General features: G+C 42.1%; 22 protein-coding genes and 1 pseudogene. 6 read left to right on the top strand and 17 right to left on the bottom strand.

Translation table 11 applies throughout. The features are described 5' to 3' along the window. Positions 1–40: 40 nt before the first annotated feature. From NSS75_RS20180 to NSS75_RS20145, 8 genes are all read right to left on the bottom strand, one after another. Positions 41–601: a hypothetical protein gene (locus NSS75_RS20180; protein ID WP_188323354.1), complete on the bottom strand. Its 561-nt coding sequence runs from the start codon at positions 599–601 to the stop codon at positions 41–43. Beyond that, a complete protein-coding gene (locus NSS75_RS20175) occupies positions 594–1,241 on the bottom strand; it encodes an ABC transporter ATP-binding protein (protein ID WP_188323353.1) in 648 nt (215 codons plus the stop codon). Before NSS75_RS20175 ends, NSS75_RS20180 begins: the two co-directional genes overlap by 8 nt. A 2-nt stretch (positions 1,242–1,243) precedes the next feature. Further along, positions 1,244–2,041 carry a hypothetical protein gene (locus tag NSS75_RS20170; RefSeq protein ID WP_339237707.1) on the bottom strand — a complete coding sequence of 266 codons (798 nt, stop codon included), beginning with the start codon at positions 2,039–2,041 and terminating at the stop codon, positions 1,244–1,246. Between the two features lie 9 nt (positions 2,042–2,050). Continuing rightward, the gene (locus NSS75_RS20165) at positions 2,051–2,725 is read right to left on the bottom strand and encodes a hypothetical protein (RefSeq protein WP_339234673.1); all 675 of its coding nucleotides are present in this window, start codon (positions 2,723–2,725) and stop codon (positions 2,051–2,053) included. Beyond that, positions 2,712–3,500, bottom strand: coding sequence for a hypothetical protein (locus tag NSS75_RS20160; RefSeq protein WP_188323350.1), 789 nt, complete (start codon positions 3,498–3,500; stop codon positions 2,712–2,714). Before NSS75_RS20160 ends, NSS75_RS20165 begins: the two co-directional genes overlap by 14 nt. Before the next feature lie 148 nt (positions 3,501–3,648). Next, positions 3,649–4,128 (bottom strand): hypothetical protein, encoded by a 480-nt coding sequence (locus tag NSS75_RS20155; RefSeq protein WP_061572213.1) that lies wholly within the window; start codon positions 4,126–4,128, stop codon positions 3,649–3,651. Positions 4,129–4,380: 252 nt separating this feature from the next. Then, positions 4,381–4,500: a PhrC/PhrF family phosphatase-inhibitory pheromone gene (locus tag NSS75_RS20150; RefSeq protein ID WP_010332289.1), complete on the bottom strand. Its 120-nt coding sequence runs from the start codon at positions 4,498–4,500 to the stop codon at positions 4,381–4,383. After that, positions 4,484–5,629: a tetratricopeptide repeat protein gene (locus NSS75_RS20145; protein WP_339234671.1), complete on the bottom strand. Its 1,146-nt coding sequence runs from the start codon at positions 5,627–5,629 to the stop codon at positions 4,484–4,486. Before NSS75_RS20145 ends, NSS75_RS20150 begins: the two co-directional genes overlap by 17 nt. Before the next feature lie 228 nt (positions 5,630–5,857). Here NSS75_RS20145 and NSS75_RS20140 point away from each other — a divergent pair, with 228 nt between their 5' ends. Both NSS75_RS20140 and NSS75_RS20135 read left to right on the top strand, forming a co-directional pair. Beyond that, complete coding sequence (locus tag NSS75_RS20140; RefSeq protein ID WP_339234669.1) at positions 5,858–7,210, top strand: YncE family protein; 1,353 nt, start codon at positions 5,858–5,860, stop codon at positions 7,208–7,210. 93 nt (positions 7,211–7,303) lie between these two features. Continuing rightward, positions 7,304–7,770: pseudogene (locus tag NSS75_RS20135) on the top strand (hypothetical protein); the annotation flags it as partial. A gap of 6 nt (positions 7,771–7,776) precedes the next feature. Here the strand turns inward: NSS75_RS20135 and NSS75_RS20130 are convergent. From NSS75_RS20130 to sboA, 8 genes are all read right to left on the bottom strand, one after another. Beyond that, on the bottom strand, positions 7,777–8,478 hold the full coding sequence (locus NSS75_RS20130; RefSeq protein ID WP_213418099.1) for a bacteriocin biosynthesis protein AlbG: 702 nt from the start codon (positions 8,476–8,478) through the stop codon (positions 7,777–7,779). After that, a complete protein-coding gene (locus NSS75_RS20125) occupies positions 8,475–9,752 on the bottom strand; it encodes a pitrilysin family protein (RefSeq protein WP_339234665.1) in 1,278 nt (425 codons plus the stop codon). Before NSS75_RS20125 ends, NSS75_RS20130 begins: the two co-directional genes overlap by 4 nt. A gap of 5 nt (positions 9,753–9,757) precedes the next feature. Continuing rightward, on the bottom strand, positions 9,758–10,921 hold the full coding sequence (locus NSS75_RS20120) for an insulinase family protein (RefSeq protein WP_268496541.1): 1,164 nt from the start codon (positions 10,919–10,921) through the stop codon (positions 9,758–9,760). Continuing rightward, the gene (locus tag NSS75_RS20115; protein WP_339234662.1) at positions 10,911–12,224 is read right to left on the bottom strand and encodes a bacteriocin biosynthesis protein AlbD; all 1,314 of its coding nucleotides are present in this window, start codon (positions 12,222–12,224) and stop codon (positions 10,911–10,913) included. Before NSS75_RS20115 ends, NSS75_RS20120 begins: the two co-directional genes overlap by 11 nt. Beyond that, positions 12,217–12,936, bottom strand: a complete 720-nt coding sequence (locus NSS75_RS20110) for an ABC transporter ATP-binding protein (protein ID WP_024123214.1) — start codon at positions 12,934–12,936, stop codon at positions 12,217–12,219. The genes NSS75_RS20115 and NSS75_RS20110 overlap by 8 nt, the downstream gene beginning before the upstream one ends. Beyond that, positions 12,933–13,094, bottom strand: a complete 162-nt coding sequence (gene albB / locus NSS75_RS20105; protein ID WP_101864905.1) for an antilisterial bacteriocin subtilosin biosynthesis protein AlbB — start codon at positions 13,092–13,094, stop codon at positions 12,933–12,935. The genes NSS75_RS20110 and albB overlap by 4 nt, the downstream gene beginning before the upstream one ends. A 12-nt stretch (positions 13,095–13,106) precedes the next feature. Further along, the gene (gene albA, locus NSS75_RS20100; RefSeq protein ID WP_198098136.1) at positions 13,107–14,453 is read right to left on the bottom strand and encodes a subtilosin maturase AlbA; all 1,347 of its coding nucleotides are present in this window, start codon (positions 14,451–14,453) and stop codon (positions 13,107–13,109) included. Between the two features lie 134 nt (positions 14,454–14,587). Continuing rightward, positions 14,588–14,719, bottom strand: a complete 132-nt coding sequence (gene sboA, locus NSS75_RS20095; RefSeq protein WP_003222002.1) for a subtilosin A — start codon at positions 14,717–14,719, stop codon at positions 14,588–14,590. Between the two features lie 311 nt (positions 14,720–15,030). Between sboA and NSS75_RS20090 the strand changes: the two genes are divergently transcribed. The 4 genes from NSS75_RS20090 (at position 15,031) to NSS75_RS20075 (ending at position 19,275) form a co-directional block, all read left to right on the top strand. Beyond that, entirely contained in the window at positions 15,031–15,459 is a 429-nt protein-coding gene (locus NSS75_RS20090) for a DUF1934 domain-containing protein (protein WP_024123211.1), read from the top strand. Next, entirely contained in the window at positions 15,456–17,126 is a 1,671-nt protein-coding gene (gene argS, locus NSS75_RS20085) for an arginine--tRNA ligase (protein ID WP_024123210.1), read from the top strand. Before NSS75_RS20090 ends, argS begins: the two co-directional genes overlap by 4 nt. Before the next feature lie 134 nt (positions 17,127–17,260). Further along, complete coding sequence (locus NSS75_RS20080) at positions 17,261–18,448, top strand: nitrate/nitrite transporter (RefSeq protein ID WP_339234655.1); 1,188 nt, start codon at positions 17,261–17,263, stop codon at positions 18,446–18,448. A 110-nt stretch (positions 18,449–18,558) separates the two neighbouring features. Next, on the top strand, positions 18,559–19,275 hold the full coding sequence (locus NSS75_RS20075) for a Crp/Fnr family transcriptional regulator (RefSeq protein WP_101864901.1): 717 nt from the start codon (positions 18,559–18,561) through the stop codon (positions 19,273–19,275). Positions 19,276–19,307: 32 nt separating this feature from the next. On the opposite strand, the gene NSS75_RS20070 is transcribed toward NSS75_RS20075, so the two are convergent. Beyond that, on the bottom strand, positions 19,308–20,027 hold the full coding sequence (locus NSS75_RS20070; RefSeq protein ID WP_216393964.1) for a YwiC-like family protein: 720 nt from the start codon (positions 20,025–20,027) through the stop codon (positions 19,308–19,310). Between the last annotated feature and the right edge of the window lie 2 nt (positions 20,028–20,029).

Genomic DNA, 20,029 nt, shown 5'->3' with positions numbered 1-20,029 from the left:
ATAAAAGGGCCTGAATGTAATTCAGGCCCTTTTTCATCTTTTAATTATTTAAAGTCATTTTATAAGAAGTTCTTTTATTAGATTCGTCGTCTATTATAGTATAATAAGCAGATACTTTTGATGATTCAGGATTGAAATTTTTATAATTTACTTTTTCGTCGGGATACAAACTTAATCCTACATATCCTAGTACTGTTTTCCCTGATGGAATCTCTGTATTGAATTGATACTTATCCGGCAAATCATAATTATAAGGCATCAATTGTTTATTATATTGATACTGACCAAAAAATAAAAAGTTTTTTCCGTCCGGTGAAAGCTCCTCTAGAGTAATTTTGTGATTAGAAGTATTTTCAGCATTAAAAGGCAAAATGTATATATATTTTATGGAATTTGTTTCTTTATCAAATGACTTAATCGGCTTTAATGGTTTTAATATGTGGAATTTTATTCCTTTTCCTGTATCGATCGTTTGGTTTGCGTCAATATTAATATTAGTTGGAGTATATTTATCATTTTGGGCGTTCACTGTATAGAAACGAACACAGCTGAATGTTACTATTATTAATAAAACAATCAAGAAAATCCAACGCTTATTCATCTGCATCCTCCAGCTTACCTTCACTAATATCGATAATTCTATCGACAACACTGTTTTCACATAGTGTATCATCATGACTAGCCACTACAATCGTTGTGCCGTTTTCTTTTTCGGCTTTTAGGATATCCAGTATAAGATTAATCCCTTTTTTGTCTAAGGCATTTGTCGGTTCATCTAAAAGAAGTAATTTGGGTTTTTCCATTATTGCTTGAGCAATTCCTAAGCGTTGCTTCATCCCTAAAGAATAGCGTTTGACTTTACGCTTATCTTCAGGGTCTAACCCAACTTTTCTTATTACTTCTTTGATTTCTTCATCAGATACTTTTTTCTTGATAGAAGCAAGGAATTTCAGATTTTGAAATCCCGAATAGACAGGGATAAAGCTCGGGTATTCAATTAACAGGCCTGTATGTTCAGAGAAGTCAATATCTTTCCCGATCACGAGGTCGTTAACAGAAACTTCGCCTTTTGTTAATGTTAGCAGTCCGGCGATGGCTCTTAAAATCATTGTCTTTCCAGATCCATTATGGCCTCTTAACACGACAAATTCGTTTTCTTTAATTGAAAAACTGATATCATCTAATACATGATTTCCCTTTAATTTTTTTACTATATTTTTACACTCGATATACGACGTCATAATTACTCTCCTAAAATATCTGTTTTTTTAATAAAAACCAGGCTGATAAAAGTACAAGCTGCACAGAAAATAAGTGCAATTAATAAAAAGTCGGAGGCATGAAAAAAACGACCATCTGAGTAGTTAACGTTCATGCGCGAATAATCAATAAAAGCCCACTTTCCAGCCATAGCAAATGAAGCGATGAATAATGAGCTGTGAAAAAAAATAGATATTACAATATAAGCAACAATAATAATAAATGCTGATATAAAAGATATCGTGAAAGTTAAAGTTTCTAGCAAAACTGCATACATAAACGAAACTAAGATTTGAATTAACATAAATAATATAACCTTGCTGTTCAGTTCTGCTATAAAGCCTTTAAATGAGGTAAATAGCATCATGTATATAAAAAGCCATACACACCAAATAGATACAATCAAAACAAACAGTGAGAAAAGTTTGCTGAATATAAATACTCCTTTTTTGGGGAGTCTCGGAAGGATATAAGCTCCGGAAATTTGAATGTCACGAAACATAAAATTACCCACAATTATCAAAGGCAATACTTGAAAACTAATCCATTGTAGAGGGATAGATAGTCTATGCTGTGTATATAAGATATGTAGATCAAAGAAATTCATCGAATGAAATAGTGTGATCAGGTTGTCGGAAAAACTTTGATGGTCTAGCTGTCCTGTCTTATTGCTATTCCAGAGGAAGCATAAAAGAAGGAGGGCAATAGCTAAGCTAATGACAAAGTATGTAATCTTACTTTCATTGAAACGCATGACAATATCACGTTTCAGCATATTCATAAAAGACAATCAGTTTGCTCCTTTCTCCTCAACCTGCTGTAAATAATTGCGTCGCTTTATAGACTCTATAGAAATCCCGAATAATAAAAACATAATCCCTAATCTAATCAATAATAATTCCGCCAAATCACTAAATTCCATTACAAAACCATTTAAAAAGAGCATACCATTACATGCAAGGTAATCAATCAAAAATAAAAGAATGAATAGAAAAACTACAATGATTTGATTCAAATACAGTAGAATAAATGAAACAACATAACAAATGAAAATAAATGCAAACACATGAGTGATGAAAGATATCGGGGTCACATACAATAGTCCCGTATCATTGAATATACATAAAGTATATAATTCACCCATAATGATAATCCCGTATAATGCTGAAAATAATAGTGTTTTTAAAAGGTATATCATTGTTAGATAAGGTGCATTGTTTACTCGGATTACAGTATAAATTGAAAAGTAATCGGATGAGATCAAAACAGAAAATACAACGGCAGCAGGGCATAAAATAGAAACGAGATGCCAATAGGAAAAAATATTTTCCAGTGCAAAACCATCATCACTACCATTTTCTTGGTAAAAAAAGAAATAAACAGCAATTAACTGCAACAGTAATGCGACGGTGATACCCGGCCACTTCATTCTTAATGTTGATTTTAGAGTATTATAATAAAACACGGCGTTTTTTTCCCCACATATAAAGTAAAATAGTTGCAATGAACACTCCAAGGTTCAAATAAATAAACTTATCTATACTCAAAAACCCTCCATCGTTAACAATATATTTCATTGGATTGTAATTGTTGTTGAGTAAAGTAAAGCCTATTAAATTGATTAAAAAAGGTATGATATAAACAAAATATTTCTTTTTAATAAAAAATGATAAAGCCAATCCAATGGAAGAAAGAACAGCTCCATACATCCCATTTAATGCAAAAAGGATAAAAGTATATATTAATGAGTGTTCGTAATAAAGGTTTGCTAAGTCTGTTCCGCCTGTAACGATGGGGTCCATGTAATTGACGATCCCGTCAGGGTTTACCGAAGGATATGTCATCGATAGCAAATAAAGATTTAATAATAATGGTAAGATAATGACGAAAAACGAAATTGCAAAGTTCAATCCGAATAATACTGTGAAGTATTTCTTTTTAGTTGTTTTTGTTATAACGTTCATAAGAAATCCAGTATTTTTATCTTCACAGTACATACCGGACATTGGAAGTGATGCTAATAAAGGAAGAATGAGAATCCAGACAGTCTGAGCTGAGGTTGTGTTTCCTTCTGCAATATTCGATAAAAACGGTGAGTTATGGATTTCATAAGGAAGATTGATCTTCTTATGAAAGAAGAGAATACCTAGATAACTGACGAGCATAAGAACGATACTAATGAATAAAGAGAAATAAATCTCTTTATTTTTTAATAAACGCTTTAAAAAGAAAGAAATCATGTGCAAGGCTCCTGTTTTTTATTAAAACTCTATGTGAGTTTTGGATAGTTTTATTTTAATAAAAAATCTTTAAGAGTGGATATTATTTTTACCTTAAAAAGCGATCTTACATGTTTAGTGTAAGATCGCTTTGTTTTGAAAAAGGGTATTAATAGATTGTGTAATTTCCCTTAGGTTTTACGCTGTCAGGACTCCAATCAGTTGAGAAGGAATCATTGCTGCGGCTATAACCGCCAAACCTTACGGGTACATTTCTGCCGTAATCTTCAACAGCAGTGTTGGAAAATAAGTATGTATGACCCGGGTGTACTGTTCCTTCGTGAGTTCCACCACCGGATACATTGTGCCAGTCGCGCCCGCCAGAGTGAACGTTTTTATCTGCCTCTGCCCATACATCAAATTTGCCTCCGTCATCTTTCTTTAGGAGATGCATATACATGTAGCTTCTATTTTGTTTTCTTCGAGCAGTTGTATAGTCGTAAGGGCTGTACCATCTGAAAGTAAAATGCACCCTTGAATCGCTCGTATTGGCTTTTGCATGAACCGCCTGTGTAACACCCAGTGAGGAAACAGCAAGCCCAAACATGATGATGAGTAAACTAATCCTTTTTTTGAATTGAACTTTCAAAATAAATCCTCCATTTTAACCTTCAATTGAAGTTGTACTGAACTTAAGTCTTGTATATAATAATTCAATAAAAAGGAAAAGTAAACAGGTTTTTCATTTATAATTATAAAAATTATCTTATATATTATGTTTCTGGATTGGGAAACCAATTTAAAATAATTTAGTAATTAATATTTTAAATTTTAAAAACAAAACTTTTGTTTTGGCTTTTTATTTAACAAAAAAACAACCGGTAAAAACCGGTTGTTATCTTTAAATCATTCCTCGCTGAGCAACTTCCATTTGATGTGCAGGTGCAGTTGCAATACTTGTTGCGACAAACACTGTGCTTAGGGCCAGACAAGAGAGTAATATTTTAGACTTCAATTTCATACAATTTCACTCCTCCTTGAATAAGCTGTCTTACTCGTTCCACCTTCAGAAAATACGCGGAAGCTTTTTGGAAATTTTCACGTCCATGATAATATTTTGCCACATCAAGCGCAAAATCTTCAAGATCAGCATACATCATTTTACTTTCGAGAAAATCGAAGAATTTCTGAATTGCCTCTTCATCCGGGCCTGATAAGTATAAAGATTTCAAAAATTCAAACTCCGATAAGTAAATGATATCTTCAGCCTCTTTAGAATAAGCAATTCCTTTACTATGATATTCATGAGCTTTATCCATTTTTCCTAATTTATAATGAATTTGTGTAATCAAAAAATAAGCTTGAGGCAGAGAAGGAAGAATGTTAGCTTCTTCAAAAACAGATATGGCTCTTTTGAAATATGTGATTGCTGACTCATACTGTTCTTGGCTGTTTTTGCAAAGTCCGATGTTATACAGTGTTCTTCCCATTAATTGGGGCTGTTTTTCGGATTCTGCCATTGTATAAGCTTTTTTGAAATGTGATATGGCGTCCTCATATTGCTTGAGATCTAAGAAATTGGTAGCGAACAAAGAATGGCATTGAAGCAATCTAATATTATATGCTGTGTGCTCTTTGTATATTTCATATGCCTGCCGTGCATAGTCCATAGAAAAATACGTTTGTTTCATATAGTAATAAGATTCAGACATTTTAAAGAAAAATTCAGCTTTTTCTATTCGATCCTTTACGAAAATCAGCTTGCTTTCGGCTTTTTTGAAAAATTTAATAGCAGATAAGTACTCCCGCTGATCCAGTTCGTACATGCCCCTGAAGAAATTAAAGTAATAGTCAAGGACTCCGGTTAAACGAGCCTGTTTTTTATCAATTTCAAGCAGCAAATCGGACAGTCGCGGCTGTTCTTCTATCCGCATGTTTTCTAACGGTTCAAGATACTCAAGCATCAGATTGTGCCGGAATTCCATCAGTGAATAATACAAATGAAGATCCTGGTCTTCTTCCATTTGATCCAGCTCTTGTTTGATTTCTCTTCGTAAATATTCCGCATCCGGTATGCTGAATCGGCGTATGTACATATACCATTCATTAATCTTTTCTCCAACGGAAGAAGAAGATATGACACTTGTCACGTTTGAAAATCCCTCCCTTCATTATTCTATATATGTCATATTTTATCATCATCATTCTTGTGAGAAGCGCAAAAAAACCGCAATCTTTTCTTTCGTTACACCGCATGGTGGCCGGAATTTCTTCAAAAACAGCTTTTACCCTCGGCTGTTTGTACAAGCAAACACATTCACCTTCCATATTCTGTTGTATCTGCGTGAGCAGTGTATGTCTGAAAAGGAAGTGATGAAATGAGGAAAAACAAGCTTTCCTTTAAAGAAAAAGCAGAAGCTGCACAAGATTGTTTATGTTTTTGTGAGGAAGAAACCAGCCGTGAAGCTATGTTTCAAGCGCCGATTGAATTGCCTGAGGGGTTTGTCGTTGATCCGGCTGAAGCTGTTGCAAACGTCACGTGGAATGCAGACAGCCTTTCTTGTGTCAGTGAACGTTGCTTAATTGAGACGGGGCCTGAGCCTGATGAAATCGGTGTTCAATTTGCAGTCCGCCTGCAGGGAACCGTTACGCTTCTTGTCAGTGTCTCACCTGTGCGAAACCAATATGGACAAGGGGAGGGGGCTATTTCTGTCATTCACAATGCAGAGATCGATCAAGTTGTCTATTATTCTGATGAACCGGATGATTGTCCGGATGTCAGTGACATTACGATCGAGAACCTTGTTGTCGTCCCGCCATTTTACGGCAGTCCTTTATCGGTGACGGGAACGATTGTGCTCTCCCCGGAGCCGGAGCCTGTTTATGCGTTTACAGCGAATCCAGATGATCAGTCGGTTTCTGTGATTGATACAAACACTCATACTGTTGTGACGACGATTTCTCTTCCATACCAACCTACAAGGGTAGAAAAGACGCCAGATAACACCTCTGTGTTTGTTTTGCATTACTATGATCGTGTCATTACTGTCATCAATCAAGACACATTGAGTGTCACAGCTTCTATTTTGCTGGATCAGCCGCCGGAATCCATATCTTTTATACCTGGACACGAATTTTTTTATGTTGTCGCCGGTGGTGCCATATACGTGATAGGAATTGAAACCTTAACTGTTGAAAGGTCTATTCCTTTTGAAGGTTTTGATGTTGCAATTGATCCAAATGGATTGTTCGCGTATCTGCTTGGTTTCGGTTCAGTGCAAAGATTGGACTTAAACACAGGTGAAGTGACAGGAACTATTGAACGGGACCTTATCGTAAATGCCTTAGAAACGGGTTGGCCTGAACGTTACCTTTATGTATTAGAACAAGAATTCTTTTTCAATTATTTGACGGTGATTGATTTAAATACATTTACGATCAGCAGCACCCAAGAGCTGGAGTATGAGGGTGAATATGGAATGTTCAAGAGCGGATCAGGGGTGTATTTGTTTGATGATTTCACTCACAATCTATATTCCGTCAGTCCAAGTGGTGCAGGCGTAATAGGAAATCTTCCGCAATCGGCAAGAGACTTTGCGTTTACCCCAAATGGCGAATTTCTGTATGCAACAAATTTTATAGAGCAAAGCATCACTGTTTACAACACGGATGATTATTCTGTGGAAACTGTCATATCGCTTGGCGTTTCACCGAGTGACATTGCGATTTAATCAACTATGCATTTCTAAAAGGGATGTGAAATCATGAAAAAGAATGATTTTTCTGTTTTACAGGAAAATTGTTTCTGTTTTTGTGATGAAGATGCCAGCCGTGAAGTGCCATTTCAAGTGCCGATTCAAGGGTTTGTCGTTGATCCTGCGGAAGCAGTCTCTGCGGTTACATGGAGTACAGACGTGATGAATGGTGAACTGTGCCGAAGGGTGTAACAGAGATCAGTTTGTCACCCTTGAGCAGGGGAGGTGACTTTGACCGTCTATTTGAAACTTTGAGGACAATTGTATTTTCTCTGGATAGTACTAGGGCTTATTTTCTAGAGCCTTATAGTGAACCGTTTCTCATTAACAATGTATATGTCGTTAATACTGCCGCACAAAGGATCATCGCAAACGTGTCTCTTCCTAATGTCTATGACATTACAGTAACGCCCGACAATCAATACATTTACGCGGCACAGCCCGGCGACAATGCAGTGACCGTGTACCGCACGAGTGATGATTCAGCCGTGACGGTCATTCCGGTTGGCGCCGGTCCGTCCGCGATTGCGATGTAGATGTTTTTATAGATCGAGAGAAGCAGGGCTGCGGTAAGAGATTCGTTTATAAACAAAAGATCCGATCTGCTGGATGGCAGCTAAGATGATCAGAAACAGCAGTTCACTTATAGTAAAACTGAGCATCCACCAAATCCCGGCTCCTGTCAGCACTCCCACCAGCACTTTTCTGAACAGGTTTCCGTGCTGAAAAAGCTGCAGCAAGTACTTTCGCATATAAAACAATAAATACAAAATCAGTAACACCGCAAGCCCCATTGTAACGGCAGGGGGCGTATGAAAGCTGAAGGGAACGGCCTTGACGATTTCAAACATGCAGCCGAAAACGATGACCTGATACAATACAGCAGCCATCACATATGATTGGCGGATGCCCTTATAGCTGTCGCGCAGCAATTTTACATCGTCGGCATAACGGCTGCACAGCTTGCGATGCTGAAAGTCACAGCAGCTTTGATGAGACTGTGTGAGTTTCTGAAAAGCTGCTGTCATGTTTTTGACAGATTGCGTCACGTAGTGAAGATAGAGAAAGGCGGGCAGCATCAGTACGGAAGCGGCACAAGCCAACAGCCCAAGTCGGGCAGCGTCATTTTTGATCAGCTGTACATATTGGCCCGCGGCTTCAGCACCTGAGTGAAACCAGCCGAAGGAATAAGCCGCCATGGCCGCAAGCAGCAATAATAAAGTAAAGACAGTGCTTTTTTTCATTGTCTCATCACTTCTTTCTGGGGTACATGAATGACTGCTTTGTTAGAAGAAACCATTGCTTCAATGAGAGCCAAGAAATTATGAAAATTCATCTGCTGAATGGTGCGGTAAAGGCCGAGAAACGAGCAATCGTACTGTTCACACTCCGCCGCCCATTCAAAGCATTTACGCGCGTAATCACTGTCATAGATGATCGCGTTGACTAAAGAATCCTTGCCGTACTCAAGCCAGGCTTCGGTACGGTTTTTCTGCTGCGTGATATAGTAGGATGCCACATCGATGTATGCGGAAGAATGCGCCCCTTTACTGTGAAGGATCAAAAAGCCGCCATCCTCTGATAAGTGAACATCCGCTGATAGGCTTTGGATATTCAAGCGGTACGTTTGCCGGATCTCTTGAAAAAACGGCGAATCCATGTGAAACAGGATGCGAGAGGCAATGTCCCAGTACAGCTTCAAAGTCAAAAGTCCGTTTTCTCCTGGGAGCGCCCCGACTTGTATTCCGGTCCAAGTGTCTTCCGGCCGCTCCAGATCACCCTTTACCTCTTTTGGTGAGAGGGGAGGGCACGCAGGGACGATCTTTCTGTCAGAGCGGCTGCCAGAGCGCTTTTCCAGCCTCAGCTGAGAAGGCAAAAGAGTTTCCGCATCTTCTGGGCCGCCAATCAGAAACAGCGTCATCCGATGGGGCTGGTAGGCGGCAGCATAGGCTTCCTGCAGATCACAGATCGTCAGAGCCTCAATGTCTTTTTTTCTGCCTGCGGGGAAGACTGCGGCTGGTGAGGCAGGAGACAGCATCTGGATCAGCTGATAATGGTAATGAAGCTGGTGGTTGAGAAGCGCCGTTTCTATTTCACTTGTAATCACGGCTTTTTCCTGAGCAATGATCTGCTCGTCAAACGAGTGGTTCCATAAAGCGTCAAGCAGGATTGGAATGGTTTGTCTGAGCCGATCCGGCAATGAGGTAAACATGAAATTTGTATCAGTGTAAGTGGTGAACGCATTCAACAGAGCGCCGTGTTCAAAAAAATCACTATACAGGTTCCGGCCGTTATGCCAAAAGAGGAGATGTTCTAAAAAGTGCGCTGTGCCATATGGCAGCATCCGGCCGCCGGTTTCTGACTGTAAGCGGATATCCCGGCTTCCAAAGCCGGTTTTGACATTGCACAATCTTAAATGGGCGCGGGGAAATTGTAACCTGAATATTTTCATTCCCTTGTCTGTGTATCTGATATCGGTTCGTTCATCCAGCTGTTGAAAAAAGGCTTCCTTTTCCATCTCTCTCATCCCCTTACTACATGAGCTCCAATATATGTAAGATTTTTGATGAATTGCAGCAAATCGCGGCACGTGACCGCTGAGATGCTGTCCAGCAGGTCTTCTTTTTTGCAAGAGAAACGGCGCAGGATTCCCATATAGGCTAAGAGTCCTTCAGGAGAATCAAATTGCAGCAGGATTTCATTGATTAAAAATTGTTGTGCCTTTTTTAATTCCGGTTCATCCGCATGGAAATGCGATACAGCTTCCAAAACTCTTGGAGGAATCTCGTTTTCATGAAGCTGGTCGGTGCATACGGAAACAAGCAGCATATTGCTCATGATGTCATAGCGGGTGATCACGTGATAAACGGCCAGATCTTTTTCGCGAAAATGCCGAAATAAAGCGGAATGGCCGTACTTGCCGAGCAATCCGTCTATCAGCTGGATGGCTAAATAATCGCGGACATCTTTCATGTCTCCGCAGTCAAAGCCAAGTGTCATAACGGACGGACCTGCTGTGCTGCGTGTCTCTGTTTCGAAAATATCCTGATTCACGGGTTTTCTTACAGCAGACATGGCAGACGCCTGTGGGGCATGTCCCTGAACATCACAGGACTGTATGTTTCCTAATATGTTCAGCTGTTTCTGCTGAGAAAATAAATCAGCGATAAATTCCGACGCATCCAGAAAACGTTTAGGATGCACAGCCATAAGCTTGTCTTTCCGGCCAAACATGGCAGTGCCGTACATCGGGTTTCCAAAGGCTTCCTCCGCCAGACGGGCTGCTGAATAGGAGAACGGGTCAGCGAATGTCTTTTCCATTTTCAGCAGCAGTTCAGCTTTTGCCTTTTCCGCTGCGCTGGCAGAAAGAGAAGCCGGAAAGGAGGACATGTCAACAAAGGTGTTCAGAACAGCATCTGTATGAAATCCCTCAGCATATAACGGATGAATCATGCGGGTCCCGTACGTTTTCAGCTGCCGGTCAAAAAAGAGATTTGCTGAATACATGAAGCGGCGGCCGGCGGCATAGCCGAAAGTGTCGATGATGTTTTGCTTCTGGTGTGCAGCCGCGCCATAAAAATAGATCGTTTCTTCTTCAGGTTCCGCCGCGCTTTCGATCGGCTTCAGAAAGCTCGCGGCGATCGAGATGGTTGAAAATTGATCAGTCGTCAGCAGGTTAACTTCCAAGCCGTTCTCTTTTTCCGCTTGTATCAAAGAAACCACCATCCTGTTTTTGCAGTAAATAGACAATGATCAGCCCGGCAATCGGAATGACTGCCAAGGAAATAACAGTGCCTGTTAAAGTAGCTAAAAAAAGAGGGATACAAAATACATAGGAACGGTATTTAGAGAAACCGCTCCAGAGCTGCTGCTCCGTCTGCCAGCTGAAGGACGGCTTTTTTTCATCTGAAATTAACCGAATATAAGCCCCTGCCAGCAGCAATTCCATACACTGCAAAAAAGTCAAAAGTGAAATCGGCCGGCCGCTGATCAAGCCCATAATCATGGCAATCAAAATAAACCCGCCGGCCAATAAACCGGAATAAAAGCGATATTTCGCCCAAAGCATCGTTCTGCGTTTAATCGGAAGCGTGATCAGCAGCATCCGGTCATTTTTTTCAAGAGAATACAATAAAGCAATCGGTGAGCAGATCAGCAGGAGAGCGCTAATTACGATATAGACGACATGCTGATCGGCAATGCCGGTGTTCATCATCTGAAACGAAAAGAAGCCGCTGAATGCCCCCATCACGATATAATTTAACAGCATCGCTTTGGAGGAAATAAACCGGTTCCATTCTCTTTTATAAAACGAAAATTCTGATGTCCGCATAAAAGAATGCATTTTGCTCTGCTGCTGAGGCGCCTGCAAAAATGAAGGGAAGTCAATCACAATAGCCCAGAGCATATGAATCGCACATAGCGGGATCGTCACGGCGGGCATCAAAGCCGCACTGAAGCACACGCAGGTGAATACCGCCGCATGCAGCAGGAGTGCCGTTCTGCTTTTTTTGACGAAAAGATTGCTTAACAAAACGCCGAAAATAATCGAATAGACAGTAAAAAACGAAAATCTGCCGAGCCAATACAGGGTTTGTGCTCCTGACAGCGTTCCGTTTCCGAATAAGAACAGCGGTAATATGAAAAAGAAGAGCGTCCTTCTCAAGCAAGTATCAACAAACAAAACCACACTCTGAGCGAGCCAGAAGCTCCGGGAAGAGATCGGCAATAGACAGCTCAGCTTCATGTAAGATTCCTTCCATTGGGATGTAACAGAGAGAAACACCATGTACGCATTCATAAACAGAAGCGCGAGTGTGATGTATGTTTTTCCTAAGGTTGATTCATCAATGCCTGCCTGGCGGATCAGCCCGATTTCAAACAAGGCCAGAACGGCAAGCCCTGCGGTGATGCGAATGGCGTCTTTTTTTCCTTGGCGGCCGTAAAGCTGTTTGAACAGCAATGACAGAATCGGAAACAGGTTATTCATGGCCGATCACCTCAAAAAATTCACGCCGAAGATCAGTCTCCTCTCCAATCGGAATGACCTTCCGGATCTGTTTGTGATGAAGGATGGCCGCATAATCACAAAATCTCTGCACCACGTCGAGCAAATGGGAAGAAAACAAAATCGTTCCGCCTGCCTTGCAATACTCCTGCATTTTCTGATAAAAGACTTCTATTGACTCCACATCTAAGCCGACAAGCGGCTCATCCAAAATAAACAGGGGAGCCCCGAGCAATAGCCCGGTCATCAACACAACCTTTTGCCTGTTGCCGAGGGACAGCTCGGAAATTCTCCGGTTTGTGTATTGGGAAAAGTGAAATTCCTCAGCCAAACTGTTAAATTGCTGCTCTGAGAAATCTTTCTGATACAAAGAATGAACGAAAGAAACATAGTCCTTCGCCGTAATTTCTGTAAATAGAAGCGGATAATCGGCAGCAAAGTAGCGGCGAATCTTCAGCTCATCTGATGTTTTCTGCGGCATGCCGGCGTCCGCTTCAATGCCGCACAGCGTAAAGTGTCCGCTGAAATTGCGGTTTACCCCGGTCAGCGTATTGATCAGCGTCGTTTTTCCGGCGCCGTTTACCCCAAGCAGTCCGTAAACGGCGCCTTTTTCTAAATGTAAATCTACGTTTTCTAAGATGACGTTGTCTTGCTCGTACCACACGGATACATCGTGTATATCCAAAATGCTCATCGCGAGTCAGCCTTCCGCGCGCGCATACCGAAAATAATGGCGATGGCGATGGAAATCAGCGTAAACAAATAATCGTTTTTTACGAAGTAGACGACCGCGCCGATGACAAAAATAAATGAAAGGATATACAGTAACATTTTTCTTTGTGCTGGTGACAAATTGTTTCCCTCCTAAATAAGCTGGACCACATCTTCTAATTGTTCATTTTTTGCCCAGGAGCAGATGTTTTTTCTGTGGTATTTGTTGGAGTTCAGCCCTTTTAAGTAACAGCCTCCGCAATAGCCGCTGAACGGGCATTTGTCTTTCATGCAATGCTCGCTGAACCGCGGCGCCTGCGCTTTCCACAATTTATGGACAAGAGGGGAGTCAAAGATGCTTTCATATGAATCATGAAATATATTTCCTAATGAAAATTCCTTCGGGAAGAGTGCGCACGGTCGTACTTCTCCGAACGGGCTGATCACAATTGATTTCCAGCCGGCGCCGCAGTTCGCCGCACGTTTTCTTTCATACGGAATGATCGGGATCAAATCTTTAAATTCATCAATGACATTTTGCTCGTACTCCATAAATTTGCGGTGCTGTTCGGCATCTTTCGTCGGATGGACAATATCTCTGCCTCTTCCGAAATCATCAACCCAATTGTAAGAGAACGCTTTCGCCCCGAGATCGCGCACCTTTTGGGCCATATCGTGGATTTCCCACATGTTTTTTTCGAAAACCGACATGGCGACTCTGACAAAAATACCATGATCACTCAACAATTTTATCGTTTTACAGGTTTGGGCAAAAGAGCCTTTTCTCCCTCTAAATGAATCATGCACTTCGGACTGTACGCTATCCAGTGATATGCCGACGATGATTTTTTGCTTATAGGCTTTTAACATCTCCAGGCTTTCTTTTCGCATCAGCGTTCCGTTGGTTAAGACGGCGACTTTTTTGAATTTCTTTAACACATATTCAAGTATCTCATTGGCGTTTGGATGGACGAAAATTTCGCCGCCTGTGATTTCACACGTTAAAACGCCGTTATCATACAGCATATCAGCCGTTTTCTTAAATTGATCAATGGATACGGTGCCGAGCGCTTCCGGCGAGCTTTCTAAATAGCAGTGGGCGCACTTTAAATTGCAGCGGTGCGTCAGCTCAAAGGTGGCATGCAGCGGCATCGGAAATTCATTGCTTCCGCTGGTGGCGATTTTGTGAAAGCGGGCCCGGTTTTCAAGCTGAATGACCTGCTTGTTCAAAAGCATGCTGAGCATGTCATAGTACCAGCCCTTATGGTCTTCCGGCGACTCATCATACTTTGCGCATTGCTCTTCTAAAATTTGTTCAGCCGTTCTTTGACCGTCCATCAGCATACAAAGCTCGTAAGCCGTTTTGTTGAGATCTAAGTATTCAAAGTCAGAGATCGAGACGTTATCACGCAAGTAGTCAATTTCCAGCACACCGCCCTCAGGCAACTGGTGGACTCTTACACTTTCATTAATAAATGGAAACATCTGCTCTATAAACAAAATACCATCCCCTATACATATGATTCAAATATAAAAATCATTGTGTATGTATAACCAAGAAGTAGATTTTAGTTAAAATTTGTATTTTAGTTAAAAAGGGCATAGTAATTTACTATGCCCTTTTCCGGAGAACCTTATCCCCAGAGACCGAATAGACCTGTTGCACCGGCAATTTCAAAATCAGGGATAGGTCCGTCCACTAAACAAGCGGCTCCGATTGAACATGTCGCGCAACCTTTGTTTTCTACAATGACAGCTTTTTTCATAATTGAATCCTCCCTTTTTTTGTTTTTCTAGCAGATCTTTGATGTACTTTTATATTAAAACTATCAAATTACCATTTCAATACATATATTTTGAAGAAAATGTGAATTGTAAACGGTAGAATTCGGAAAAATGTAATATTTCCTAAAGGTAATCAGTGGTATGATTTTCTCTTCTATAAAGGAATTGCTTTTTCTGAGGTTTATCTTCAAATCTGATGAGCAATGATGGTAAGATAGAAGCAGTTGAAGTTTACAAACCGAATGATTATACTATTCAAGTCAAAGTGGAAAGATGAAAAGGACGTGTCAGAATGAAGCAAGAGACACCGATAACAATCCATGTGAAATCTGTAATCGAGGATGACGGAAACGAAGAAGTGATCGAATTCCGCACTACCGGATTTTACTATGTGAAACAGAATAAAGTGTATCTATCTTATTATGAAGAACACGACTTAGGCAAAGTGAAAACGATTGTAAAAGTAAGCGAAGGCGAAGTGCTTGTCATGAGATCAGGTGCTGTCAAAATGAACCAGCGTTTCGTAACTGGAGCTTCCACAATCGCCAAATATAAAATGTCATTTGGTGAGCTTGAGCTGAAAACGAGCACAAAATCGATTCAATCTGATCTCGGCGAAGAACAAGGCCGTATCAGTATCGCATATGATATGCATGTCGGAGACGAGCAGCAGCATTTACATAATATGACGATCACGTATGAGGGAGGAACTCACGCATGAACATTGCGGAACAAATGAAGGACGTGCTGAAAGAAGAAATCAGAGCAGCCGTTCTGAAAGCGGGACTGGCTGAAGAAAGCCAGATTCCAAATGTCATTTTAGAAACACCGAAGGATAAAACACACGGCGATTATTCAACAAATATGGCGATGCAGCTCGCGAGAATCGCGAAAAAAGCGCCGCGCCAAATCGCTGAGGAAATTGTCGCTTCTTTTGATAAAGGAAAGGCTTCTATTGAAAAGCTTGATATCGCCGGTCCTGGTTTTATCAATTTCTATATGAACAATCAATATTTAACGAAGCTGATCCCGTCTGTATTGGAAGCGGGAGACGCGTATGGAGAAACAAACATCGGAAACGGCGAACGCGTTCAAGTGGAATTCGTATCTGCAAATCCGACGGGGGACCTTCACTTAGGCCACGCGCGCGGTGCGGCTGTCGGCGATTCCTTGTGCAATGTGCTTGCAAAAGCGGGTTACGATGTGAGCCGCGAATACTACATTAACGATGCCGGAAACCAGATTAACAACCTGGCGCTTTCTGTAGAAGTCCGTTACTTTGAAGCGCTTGGACTGGAAAAACCGATGCCGGAGGACGGCTACCGCGGTGAGGATATCATTTCAATCGGAAAGCGTCTCGCTGAGGAATACGGCGACCGTTTCGTCAACGAAGAAGAAAGCGAACGCCTCGCATTTTTCCGTGAGTACGGTTTGAAATACGAGCTGGAGAAGCTTCGCGTAGACTTGGAAAACTTCCGCGTGCCGTTTGACGTGTGGTATTCTGAAACATCACTGTACCAAAACGGAAAAATCGATAAGGCGCTGGACGCGCTGCGTGAGAAAGGCCATGTCTATGAGGAAGACGGTGCGACTTGGTTCCGTTCCACAACGTTCGGAGATGACAAAGACCGCGTACTGATCAAAAAGGACGGCACATACACATACCTGCTTCCTGATATCGCCTACCATAAGGACAAGCTTGACCGCGGCTTTGATAAGCTGGTCAACGTATGGGGCGCCGACCACCACGGCTACATCCCGCGTATGAAAGCGGCAATCGAAGCGCTTGGCTATGAAAAAGGAACGTTGGAAGTAGAAATCATTCAGCTCGTGCACCTTTACAAAAACGGCGAGAAAATGAAAATGAGCAAACGGACGGGGAAAGCGGTAACGATGCGCGACCTGATTGACGAAGTCGGCCTTGATGCCGTGCGTTATTTCTTCGCGATGCGCAGCGCTGATACGCATATGGATTTTGACTTGGATCTTGCTGTATCAACATCTAACGAAAACCCTGTGTATTATGCGCAATACGCACATGCGCGCATTTGCAGCATGCTTCGCCAAGGGGAAGAGCAAGGACTTAAGCCGGCGGCAGACCTTGATTTCAGCCCTATTCAATCAGAAAAAGAATATGATCTGCTGAAAACAATCGGCGGTTTCCCAGAGGCAGTGGCGGAAGCGGCGGAAAAACGAATTCCGCACCGTGTGACGAATTATATTTATGACTTGGCTTCAGCTCTGCACAGCTTCTACAATGCGGAGAAAGTCATCGACCCTGAAAACGAAGAGAAAAGCCGTGCGCGCTTAGCTTTAATGAAAGCAACGCAAATCACGCTGAACAACGCGCTTCAATTGATCGGCGTATCGGCTCCTGAAAAAATGTAATCAAGCTGAAAGGACAAAGCCAGAGGGCTTTGTCCTTTTTTTGTTAAAAAATCGTGTGATATAGTTCACAATCTTCTTCGCCGAGTTTTTGTATGATAAGGCTGATTATTGAATCAGTGAAAGGGGCAAGCCGAATGATTAACCGTCAACACTTTCAATTATCGCTGCAGTCATTAAGCTTGGTGGCAGGGTTTATGGTTTGGGTGCTGATTTCGTCACTTATTTCCCAAATCACATTAGATATTCATTTGAGCAAAGGCGAAATCTCCCTGGTAACGGCCATACCCGTTATATTAGGATCGCTTCTCCGCATTCCGCTGGGGTATTTGACCAACAGGTTTGGCGCGCGGATCATTTTTATGATTAGCTTTATATTGCTTTTATTCCCTGTATTTTGGATCAGTATGGCAGATTCCCTGTTTGATTTAATCGCGGGCGGTTTTTTCTTAGGGATTGGGGGAGCCGTTTTTTCCATTGGGGTTACATCTCTTCCGAAGTACTATCCTAAAGAAAAACATGGCGTTGTAAACGGTATTTACGGTGCCGGGAATATCGGAACCGCGATCACTACATTTGCAGCTCCCGTGATTGCTCAAACGGCGGGGTGGAAAAGTACAGTGCAAATCTATATGGTTCTGCTGGCTTTATTTGCTTTGCTGCACTTTTTCTTCGGTGACCGGCATGAGAAGAAAGTGAAGGTGTCCGTAAAGACTCAAATCAAAGCCGTTTACCGAAATCATGTGCTGTGGTTTCTGAGTCTCTTTTATTTTATTACGTTTGGCGCCTTTGTCGCTTTTACAATCTATCTGCCAAACTTTCTTGTTGAGCAGTTTGATCTGAGTCCTGCGGATGCCGGGATGCGGACGGCAGGTTTTATTGCTGTATCCACGCTGCTCAGGCCGGCGGGCGGGTGGCTGGCTGATAAAGTGAGTCCGCTCCGCATCCTGATGTTTGTCTTTGCTGGCCTGACATTATCGGGCGTCATCCTGTCGTTTTCGCCGACGATCGGCATTTACGCCTTTGGGGCGTTAACGGTTGCGGTGTGCTCCGGGATTGGAAACGGGACGGTTTTTAAACTGGTTCCTTTCTATTTTTCTAAGCAGGCGGGAATCGCCAACGGAGTTGTGTCTGCCATGGGCGGATTAGGCGGCTTTTTCCCTCCGCTGATCCTGGCGAGTGTATTTCAGGCGACGGGACAATACGCCATCGGATTTATGGCGCTTTCGGAAGTCGCGTTAGCAAGCTTTGTCATTGTCATATGGATGTATTGGCAGGAAAGAATGAAAACACATACAGAGAGAAGCGGGCCCAGCGTAAACTGACGGGCCGCCGGCGATTGGGGAATTCACGAGATTGTAAGTTTTTTCTGAAAAGCGCAAATGATTTCACGTTACAATAGATACACAACGTGACTTTTCTTCGAGGTGAGCTCATGAATTTTCTCTCTGTTCGAACATCTGATAAGGATCTTATTTCCAGTGATCTTCATCAATTGCTGGAATCCATCAGCACAAAAAGAAAAATCGAAAAACACACATACCTGTTTCGAGAAGGAATGGATGCAGAAGAGCTTTATCTGATTCAGTCAGGACTCATTGAAATCGGGAAGCTGACGGCTGACGGCAAAGACCTGACGCTTAGAATCTGCCAAAAAAATGATATTGTCGGTGAATTAACACTTTTCACAGAAGAACCGAGATATATGCTCAGTGCAAAAGTGCTGGAGGATGGCGAAGTGCTCGTCATCAATAAAAGCAGACTTGAAAAGGAACTTATCCACAACGGTGCTTTGACATTTGAATTTATGAAATGGATGAGCACCCATTTGCGCAAAATTCAATCCAAAATCAGAGACCTTCTTCTTCATGGCAAAAAAGGGGCGCTCTACTCCACCCTCATCCGCTTGTCAAACAGCTATGGGGTGAACCGGAGTGACGGCATTCTCATTAACATTGCCCTGACAAACCAGGATTTGGCGAAATTTTGCGCGGCTGCAAGAGAGAGCGTCAACCGCATGCTGGGTGATCTCCGCAAACAAGGGGTTATTTCAATAGAGGATTCCGGAAAGATTGTACTGCATCAGCGGGACTATTTACGGTGTGAGATTGAGTGCGAAAATTGCCCGTTAGAGATTTGCAATATTGATTAAGAGGAAACAAGGACAGCAATGTGTCCTTGTTTTTATCTTGTTAGCCAAATACACATGATGGCGAAAAAGAAGCACGCATTGACGATTTCAAGAATGCCGATCGTTTGAACAGGCCACTTCTTTCCATGAAAAAACCATGCACGCAAACTGCTGGGGATAAAGGCGAGAACGGCCCATCCACCTCCGAGAGCTGCGGAAAGTAAGGGGAGGATCAGGTGATAGCCCCACGACCAGTAAGCAAATACTCTATTATTCTTCTCCCGGATCACCGACTTCACATAAAATGAACTTCCGATAAAAAACAAAGCAGATTGTGTGAAAATAAACCATGCCCAGCCGTCAAGAGTCTCCGTCCCCAGCCAGCAGCTGGCGAGTCCGCCTGTACAAAAGAATAAGACGCCCGCAAAATCATTCAGCAGCGCTCGTTCATTTTTTTGCCGGGCATAATACACATGAATGAGAAACAGCGGCAGCAAAGAAAAGGCAAGCCAGATAAAAGACGGCTTATGGATGACAGCGGCAAGCAAAAAGCTGCAGGCTGGAAAACTGTAAGAAAATATCCACTTTTGATAGGGGTTGATTTGTTTCTTTTTTAATGCCAGCGTAACAGGATAAACAGCTAAATAAAGAAAAAGCCAGCCTGAAAATAGGGGGATATGCCAAAGAACCGCTCCTCCCTTCACCATACCGAGGCAAAACGGAATCAGCAGCATGACCCAAGCGCCGTGCTGCTTTGGAATTAGCGCCTTCATCG

The organism is Bacillus sp. FSL K6-1012, assembly GCF_037964915.1.
Classification (GTDB): Bacteria; Bacillota; Bacilli; order Bacillales; family Bacillaceae; genus Bacillus; species Bacillus halotolerans.
This window is presented reverse-complemented; position numbering and strand designations above follow the sequence as displayed.